Genomic DNA, 4594 nt, shown 5'->3' with positions numbered 1-4594 from the left:
GTCTGGAAATGAAACGGCTTCATTTTCAGACAACACGCCAACTAACTTGATCACATAAGGCGAAGCAAACGCTCCCAAATTGGACCCTACCATCGCAATGGAAATGGATAAAGTCTCACTGCCTTTAGGTACGATTTTAGTTAGTATGGTAAAAATATAAGGAATAAACAGCGCAAAACTAAAGCCAATGATCAGCATGGCAACGGTAACCATGGTAACATTCTGAGCAAACCATAGTAGTACAAAACCAGTTGCTGTTAATAGACTGGAGATAAAGGGAGCGTAATTTCTAAACCATTTATAGATTCTACCAAACAGGAAGCCCGCAATCATGGTGGACAAGGAAAACAGCGTTAACGCAGTTCCTAAAAAACCAGCATTGGGCATGCTCTTTTCAGCAATCATAATGCCTGTTTTGGTATATACAATCATGATAAAAGTCATAAACAGAAAAAGTGCAGCCCCTAATCCAAGTACAGGTATGGATATTCCCCCGCTCTTGTGACCCTTTTCTGTCGAATCCTCTACTGTAGGCTCACCGCGCTCTGGTTCGGGAATGATCAGAAAGAATAATAGCGCAATAGGAATGGTGATTCCATAGCATAAAAAAGCGAACTGCCAGTCAATTAGGGCGAGCTGCCCTGCCACAAAGGTAGCCAAGCTGCTTCCGAGTCCTTGAACGGCGCTTTGAAAGCCTACTAATTGAGCGCGTTCATCCCCTTCAAAAAAATCACTAATTAAACTGACGGCCAGTGAATTGAACATCCCGAGACCTGCACCTAGTACCAAACGCAGCGCAAGAATCCATGTAATATTAGTCGTGATCATAGGAAGTATTCCGCCGATGACCACCAGCAAAAGTCCTAGCAGGACTGTATTTTTCTTACCCAATCGGGAAGAAATCGGACCACTCAACAGCACAAACAGCATCATCGAGAAGGATGGAATCGTGACTACGCTTTCAATCAGCGAACTGGAGACGCCTGATAATTGGTTCAGCATCATCGGTATGACAGCCGAAATGGCACTCGCTGACGTCAGGACTAAGGAAATGGATAGCAACGCCGTTTTAAACAAAACTTTGTTCTTTATATTCATTAAGCTCTCACCTCTAGTCTATGTTATTTAGCCTCTAGTTGCATCTGTACTGGAACGTATACTGTCCAGAACCGACCGTAAACGTCATTTCATGATCTCCGCCCCTTTGGAAAATCGCCTGTTCCCCTGTAGAACCTAATTTCCCGGCCAGCTCCTGTGGAACATCACCAGGCGGATACTGAATCGACGGATATTGCATAGCAATGATTTGCTGTAGTGCATCCGGCTCCATAACGCCCGGAAGTGTAATCTCAGCCGTCGTATTATGTGGTACGTGAACCGTCATCTTCATTTCTTTATTCACGATTTCCCATTGGACTTCAAGCGTGCCATATGGCGTCTCCAGCTTGCCATGGGCCGAAGTAAGATTGGCAGGCGGTTTAGGAGCTAAACGTGATTTTTTATAGCCCGCTTCAAGCACATCGATTCCGGCAATATTTTGGTACATAAAGTCTCCTACTGAACCGTACGAATAGTGATTGAACGAGTTCATATCGGTGCTCCAGAACGAGCCATCCACTTTGATGCTGTCCCAATGCTCCCACATGGTCGTTGCTCCCCGTTCAACCTGATAGAGCCATGAAGGATAATCATTTTGAAATAAAATGTTATAAGCGACATCCGTATAGCCATGGTCGGATAAAACCAGACATAGATAGGGGGTGCCCACAAAGCCGGTATCCAGATGCATATCATTTTTTTCTATGAGCCGTACGAGCTCCTGGATCACTTGCGTTTTATACTTTTCTGGCACCAATCCGAAGTGCAAAGCCACAACCTGTGCAGTCTGGGTATTGGAGGTCAATTTGCCCGCGTCATCGAAGTAGCGGTTCGCAAAAGCCGTTTTAATCCCCTCATGTAAGTTTTTATATGTGTTGTAATCGGTATAACGATTCAGCAGTTTGGCCGTCTGTGCCAAAATATGAGTCGAATACGCAAAATAAGCAGTGGCCACTAGCGTTCCGTCCGTCGCCCCAAAATAGCTTCCTTCCTCGCTATCCAGCGCAAGCCAGTCTCCCAGCTGCAAACCGGTATCCCAAAGACATTCTTCGTCCCCTTGGGCGCGAATATAATCCACCCATGCTTTCATACTGTTATACTGCTGCACTAAGATTTGCTTATCCCCATAGCATTGATATAGGGTCCACGGACATATAACCGCCGCGTCTCCCCATGCTGCCGTCGTTTTGTCCATATTATCGGCAAAGGTTCCTTTGAGGACATCCGGCACTACAAAAGGCACTGCCCCATTTTCCAGCTGGTTGTAAGCCAAATCCCTAAGCCACTTTCGGAAGAAGGAAGCCGCATTCATATTGAAGCTGGCAGTTCTAGCAAAAATCTGTGCATCGCCGGTCCAGCCTAATCGCTCATCACGCTGCGGACAATCGGTTGGCACATCCAGGAAGTTCCCCTTTTGCCCCCACACAATATTGTGTTGAAGTTGATTCAGCTTTGGATCAGATGTCTCAAACACCCCGATCGTCTCCATGTCCGAATGCAGAACAACACCCGTAAAATCTTCAATCGTAACGCCATCAGGAAAGCCCTCAAGCTTCACATATTGAAAGCCTTGAAAAGTGAAATGCGGCCTAAATATCTCCGTCCCCTTCCCGCTACAAATGTACGTAATCTGCTGCGCTGCATCCCGAATATTATCTCTGTAAAAGTTCCCTTGCTGATCCAGCACTTCACCATGAACCAGATTCAGAACCGTACCTTCGGGGGCTTCCACTTTAAATTCCAGCCAGCCTACCATATTTTGACCCAAGTTAAGCACCAGCTCACCTTTAGGAGTTCGAATGAGTTCAACAGGCTTCAATCGGTTCATCACACGGACAGGCTCGTTCTCCTGAGCAATCAGATGACTTAACGGGAACGAGACGACCTGCATCATTTTCCGTTCGGTTAAGGAGCTATGTTCGGCTACCTGCTGCTCAAGTCGGGCATCATAGATTTCGCCGTTATAAATATCCGACATTAAAATGGCACAGCTTGTTTCCTCCCAGGAAGAATCAGAGCAAATGACTTCAGAACGGCCATCTTCATAACTAATCTTCATTTGAAATAACAATGCATTCGTGTTCCCGTAGGTGTCCTTGCGCTTTTGCCAGCCCAGATAACCGCTGTACCAGCCTTCTCCCACCGTGGCTGTGATTCGATTATGTTGTTCTCGAATGGTAGAAGTCACGTCATATGCTTGCACCTGGACACGATCGTTATAATCCGTCCATCCCGGGGTAAAGTAGGCATCGCCCACCCTTTGTCCATTGAACTCCAGTTCATACAGCCCAAGACTTGTAGCATAAATGACTGCTTTTTTCACTTTTCCCTCAACCGAAAAATATTTGGAAGCGGCAAAAGGAGCTCTTGTCTGAAACTGTTCATGGATGCTCCGCTCCTTCACTGTGATCCATTGTGCTTTCCAGTCCTGCTCATGGAGCAGCCCCATCTCCCAAAAGCCGGACTCACTCCATTCCGATTCTTCCGGTTCTGTGTCACCTGCTCCCTGAGCCCATACTTTTACCCGATAATAATATCTTTGTCCTGATTCCAGCGGGGGGCCTTCATAGGGAAACAAAATGGATTGATCCGAATAGGTAAAATGATTCCAAATCAGCGGTTCAAAAGTGGGATGAACGGATACTTGCAATTGGAAACGTTTTTGAGAAACATACATTTTTTCAGATTCGATCTGCCAACTTAACCGCGGTTTTAGACAACCCAATCCAATCGGATTATTTAAATGCTCGCATCTAAGCGCTTTCACTTTTAGCATTCTTATGTCCTCCCTGAGGTCTTCTTTTGTATTTCTATATTCAAATTAAAACGCTTCCATTGATTATGCGCAATGTTGTATCCCTGCATGTTATATGCTTGATTTACAGGTGTTGAAATTCCACCCCTTATATTGAATCTTAAAATGGATTTATTAGAAAAATATGTGCGTTTGCAGAGCAGCTACACTTAAAAAAAGCCCGAATCCGTTAGAGAAGGATTCAGGCTTGATTCTTGCTAGAAGGTCTATCTATTCTTTTTCAGTTGGCTTATGCTCGTCCGGCTATCGCTTGTTCCGGCGTGGAAGCTGGATACAAGTGACAGGCTACCTGTCGCCCTGGTGCAGCTTCGGCAAAGATGGGCTGTACTTTGCTGCATATCTCCATGGCTGCCGGGCAGCGATTATGAAACGCACAACCACTTGGCGGATTTTCTGGACTGGGCACATCCCCTTTAAGTACAATCCGATCACGCTCCGCTTCCGGATCAGCTACAGGTACCGCAGACATTAGCGCCTTTGTATACGGATGCAGCGGCTCTTTGAACACTTCTTGGGTCGGTGCGAGTTCGACCAGCTTGCCCAGGTACATCACACCCACGCGGTCGCTGATAAATTTGACGACCGACAGATCATGGGAAATGAACATATACGTCAGGTCATATTGTTTTTGCAGGTCCTTCATCAGATTGAGCACTTGCGCCTGAATCGACACATCGAGGG

3 protein-coding genes are annotated in these 4594 nt (G+C 46.0%); all 3 read right to left on the bottom strand.

The features are described from left to right. On the bottom strand, window positions 1-1098 hold a 1098-nt coding region (locus GRP75_RS19630; RefSeq protein WP_160790122.1), incomplete at its 3' end, for an MFS transporter. Window positions 1099-1132: 34 nt separating this feature from the next. After that, window positions 1133-3874, bottom strand: coding sequence for an alpha-L-rhamnosidase (locus GRP75_RS19625; protein ID WP_160790121.1), 2742 nt, complete (start codon window positions 3872-3874; stop codon window positions 1133-1135). 268 nt (window positions 3875-4142) lie between these two features. Beyond that, window positions 4143-4594 (bottom strand): oligopeptide/dipeptide ABC transporter ATP-binding protein (locus GRP75_RS19620; protein WP_160790120.1); only part of this gene is annotated, 452 nt, incomplete at its 5' end.

The sequence above is a fragment of the Paenibacillus sp. OT2-17 genome (assembly GCF_009827695.1).
In the GTDB taxonomy this organism is placed as follows: Bacteria; Bacillota; Bacilli; order Paenibacillales; family Paenibacillaceae; genus Paenibacillus; species Paenibacillus polymyxa_B.
This window is presented reverse-complemented; position numbering and strand designations above follow the sequence as displayed.